5 protein-coding genes are annotated in these 4309 nt (G+C 33.7%); 4 read left to right on the top strand and 1 reads right to left on the bottom strand.

Annotated elements, in window-relative coordinates; translation table 11 throughout:
• Positions 1–383: 383 nt before the first annotated feature.
• Positions 384–1532: a hypothetical protein gene (locus BLP55_RS16245; protein WP_091147317.1), complete on the bottom strand. Its 1149-nt coding sequence runs from the start codon at positions 1530–1532 to the stop codon at positions 384–386.
• A 223-nt stretch (positions 1533–1755) separates the two neighbouring features.
• On the opposite strand from BLP55_RS16245, the gene BLP55_RS16240 reads away from it, so the two are divergent.
• The 4 genes from BLP55_RS16240 to BLP55_RS16230 all read left to right on the top strand — a co-directional run bounded on the left by BLP55_RS16240 (position 1756) and on the right by BLP55_RS16230 (position 4217).
• Positions 1756–2199, top strand: a complete 444-nt coding sequence (locus BLP55_RS16240) for a hypothetical protein (RefSeq protein WP_139149797.1) — start codon at positions 1756–1758, stop codon at positions 2197–2199.
• A gap of 165 nt (positions 2200–2364) precedes the next feature.
• Positions 2365–3090 (top strand): S1 family peptidase, encoded by a 726-nt coding sequence (locus BLP55_RS16235; protein WP_091147312.1) that lies wholly within the window; start codon positions 2365–2367, stop codon positions 3088–3090.
• Between the two features lie 35 nt (positions 3091–3125).
• Positions 3126–3623, top strand: coding sequence for a hypothetical protein (locus tag BLP55_RS16895; protein ID WP_139149796.1), 498 nt, complete (start codon positions 3126–3128; stop codon positions 3621–3623).
• A 186-nt stretch (positions 3624–3809) separates the two neighbouring features.
• The gene (locus BLP55_RS16230; RefSeq protein ID WP_139149795.1) at positions 3810–4217 is read left to right on the top strand and encodes a hypothetical protein; all 408 of its coding nucleotides are present in this window, start codon (positions 3810–3812) and stop codon (positions 4215–4217) included.
• Positions 4218–4309: the final 92 nt, after the last annotated feature.

Genomic DNA, 4309 nt, shown 5'->3' with positions numbered 1-4309 from the left:
TTTTCCTCTTTTTTTTTTTGAAATATGATTCTCATGCCGAAGTTTTCATATGAGTTTCGTTGGCAATAAACTTTGACCATTTGCTTTGCCTGGCTTTCATAATTTTTTAACCCGGGACATCTCGCAAATGATTTCCTTTTATGGGAAATCATTTTTTGACGTCTTTCAAAAAAACAGCTCAAAACGATCTTTGTCAAAGGCCTTGCCGCAAGGTTCTTGTAACAGCGCATTTACGTGATCGCTGGTTTTCGGTGGCCGGAACGTTTCAGTTTCACGAACTTTGTTTATCTTCGGCAGAGAGAACTCAGTTCGCTCTGGCGCGACCACGCAAATGCGCGAAACGTTAGGCGGCATTGCTTTGGCGCATCGTAAAATAACGAACATTAATCTTTTAATATACTTGCCACAAGTCTGTACGAAGATATATATTCAACATCGTCATGTAGATATTCGCCCATTCTATTTAATTCACTTACGACAACTTTATTTTTACACTGGGAAAGAATAGAATTACTGAAAAAATTGAAATCCTTATAATTTCTACGGTGTGGATCACTTAACTTTTGTAAAGGATAATTATAATCTTTCTTGGGGCGACCAAGCTTCTTTTTGCGCTTAGGTAAATCTATATGAATTTTGCCATCATCACCAGTGTAAAATATTGGTTTTAATCTAATTTCAGGACCGTCGTAAATTTTGAAATGCTTAGTAAATACTTCATCGCAACTATCTATTTGTTCATCTAATGACGAAACTAAATCTTTTAAGAATTGGTCATAAACTATTCGATATCGCTTGTGAACATCTTTCTTTTCATAAACTTTTAAAATAGACTCCTTATTATATAAGTATGTATTTTCTAGAAAAGGTTTATATTTCTGTTCTAGCAATGAAACTAAACTTTCAAATTTTATACTATCAACCTTTTCTTTGATTTTTAGAAGTTCCATTTTATGCTTATTTACAACAAGCTTTAGCTTTTCAATAATTTTGTCGAGCCAAGTATTCAGGAAAATCTCGTGCCTACTTATAACGTCTGCAACATTATGCTTAACGGATTCAAATTGAAAACTATTTTGTTGGTGATATCGCAAATATTCAATTTTGCCTTGATGAGCTTCATACGAGAATAATGTTGATGAGATTAACTTTCCAGTTTTATCTCTTCGTATCGGATGACCAACTAATTCATTCCGGATTTCCCTATTGATTGAATAGTTACTGTCCTTCTTTAAATCTCCCTTATTATATCCAGTTGAGAATAACCGTAAAAGTTCTTCGATGAAATCTTGCTGTACGTATAATATTTGAAGTAGGCTTATATGGTATGAAAATGTCCCGAAAAGCCTTTCACCTGTAATTGGTGATTTTAGCGTGTCAAGAGTATCTTGAAAATAACCCATCAAATCGCCAAAGTAATTTGTTTTTGCTTCATCATCGAATTTAATTTCACTTTGGCAATATGGATAATCCCAAATGTTATAATTCCAAACGTCACGAATTGTTTCTATTTTTTTATATATTTCTTCCATCGTATTGTAAATCTAAGAAAAACATATAAAAGAATTGGTATAAACACGCAACGCCGCCTAACCGCCGTTTCAAGCCATTGCCGGGTTTTTCGGTAGCCGGAAGTTGTTGTTTCACGAAGAAACATTATCTTCGGCAGAGAGAACTCAGTCCGCTTTGACCGGCAACGGCGTGAAGCGGCCTAACGTTATAGGCAAGTGCTTTAGAAATCAAACAATCATCGATATGAAACAATTAATAGTTATTTTCATTTCTTTATTTACCATAAATAGTTTTTGTCAAAATGATTTCACTGAGAAAACTTCATTCAAGCAGAAACCAAATGGAGAGTTAGCCGCTGAAAATTTCTCATTTTCTTATAGCAACGGTAAGCTAACTGTTACTGATATGGATTTAAACATCATTAAAAATCATGCTGTTGAATTTTACAATAGTTCATATTCGAGAGACGGAAATTTTTATCTAGTCGCATATATGTCAGACTTAAAAAAATTTGATCAAGTAGATTCGAAAAAAAACTTCCTTGGTATATTTACTTTTTTCTATGATAAGAAAGGCGGTGCTTTGTTGAAGATAAAAATTGATTCAATTTTAGATGATAAAACAAATAGACCTGCGAATGACGTTTTTTATACCGAAAAAGGTAAAGAAGTGATTTTCGGGAACTAGCACCAGCCTATAACCGCGCATTTAATAAATCGCTGGTTCGTCGGTGGTTGGAACATTTTTCAAACCAAGAAAGTTGTATCTTGGCAGAGAGAACTCTGCTCCTATTTCCGCGACTTCTCAAATGCGCCTAACGTTGGCTGCAATTACAAGAAAAATCACATAAATATGGCGCTATCGAATGACAATGTAAGTTATGCAGCATTTTTGAGTTTAGATCAAGGAAGCTCAACTGGTTCCGGTTTTATTTTATCATTTAAGGGCAAAGAATATATTATTACTGCAAAGCATGTACTTTTCGATGGTGAAAGACTAAGATGCGATTCTCTTTTAATTACTTCGCAAAACCATTTAGGAGAAATAGACGATGCAAAAACTGTTGTAATTGACGAAATGTCAGAAATAAAAATTGTTAAATCTCACGACTCAGATATTGCAGCCATCTTTCTTGAGGATGAAAATCATTTTCGTGTTGAACAAGAAGGAAAAAATATTATCTCTATTCAAGAAGACAACATTGACAAACTAGAAGACATAAGAATTGCAAATAACATTTTGCTCATAGGTTTTCCAACTTCATTGATTATAGAAGGCGCAAGATTTTTTGATGTAAATAGACCTTTGTTGAGAAAAGGTATTGTTGCCGGTATAAATTCTAAAGACAATACATTTATCATCGATTGCCCAGTTTTTTATGGAAACAGCGGCGGCCCTGTTGTCGAGTATAAGGAAAACGGTGAAATTAAGTTGATAGGAATAGTTTCTAAGTACATACCATTTGTCACAGAATGGCGTAACAATAGAGAAAGTGCATTTTCTCGTCAAGAATTTTCTAATTCAGGATATGCAGTTTGCGTTCCTATCGATGAAATATTAACTTTGCTAAGTAAATAATTAAAATGTACATTTCTAGAGAGAAAAATCCGCAATTGAACAGATTAATCAATCCCAACTTGAACCGGGTGATTAATCCAAATTTAAATAGGGTTATAAATCCCAATTTGAATCGCGTAATTAACCCAAATCTTAATCGAACAATAAATCCAAGATTGAATCGCGTTATTAACCCAAATTTGAATCGCGTTATTAATCCCAATCTTAATCGTACAATAAATCCAAGATTAAATCGAACGATAAATCCAAGTTTAAATAGAAATGTTAATCCAAATCTAAATTACAATTTTAGCGGTTATTTTATATTTGACAAATATTTACAGCCATATTATTTCGCAGTTGTAGTTAATCGAGATGTTATTCAAATTTTTGATTTTAGCTTAAACAATATTGGGTTTGGTGTTTCACATTTGCAAAATGGATTTTGCATTTTCGATACCAACAACCAATTCATTAGACACTGGGAAAGCGATTCTCAGAATGGATACAATGAATTTGATTTAAATAACAATTGGTTAGGAGTTATAAAGTAACTGCAGCCAACAGCCGGTAAGCAAAATTGCCGAGTTTTCGGTAGCCGGAAGTTGTGGTTTCACGAAGAAACATTATCTTCGGCAGAGAGAACTCAGTTCGCTTTGGTCGGCAACTTCGCTTACCGGCGAAACGTTATAAGCAAGCCACGAGAAATCGTAAATACATAATATGAACACCGTCGCCTTATGAATTCATTTAAATTACTTTTTCTCATTTGGATGTTTTCATCAACATTGAATTCTCAAAATATTTCGGGAACGTATGTTTGGAAAACAGCAGGAATTGAAAATGACACAATCGTTTCAGAAATTTCTTTTTTAAATGACTCAACTTTTGTGGAGAGAAATTTTGTGGGAGATAAAACGGGTTTATTGGAAAAATATGAAACTTGGCCAGTTAAAAAAACTCAAGGCATCGTAAAAAAAGAAAAATCATTTTACGATCTATATATTTATAACAGCTATAACAAGCTTGAGCGTAGATATAGATTTAAAATAAAGAGAAATTCACTCTGGCTTTATGGTTTAAATTCGAAAAATTTAAAATATTCTAGAGTAAAACCAGTGACATTCAAACGCAAGGCCTGCTTATAACCGCCGTTTCAAGCAATTGCCGCGTTTTCAGTAAGTTGAACGTTTGGTTTTCACGAAGAATGTTTTATCTTCACCGAGCGAACTCAGTTCCG

Source organism: Flavobacterium caeni, from assembly GCF_900101895.1.
GTDB classification, from domain to species: domain Bacteria; phylum Bacteroidota; class Bacteroidia; order Flavobacteriales; family Flavobacteriaceae; genus Flavobacterium; species Flavobacterium caeni.
The sequence above is the reverse complement of the archived record's forward strand: the minus strand, read 5'-3'. Positions and strand labels throughout refer to the sequence as shown.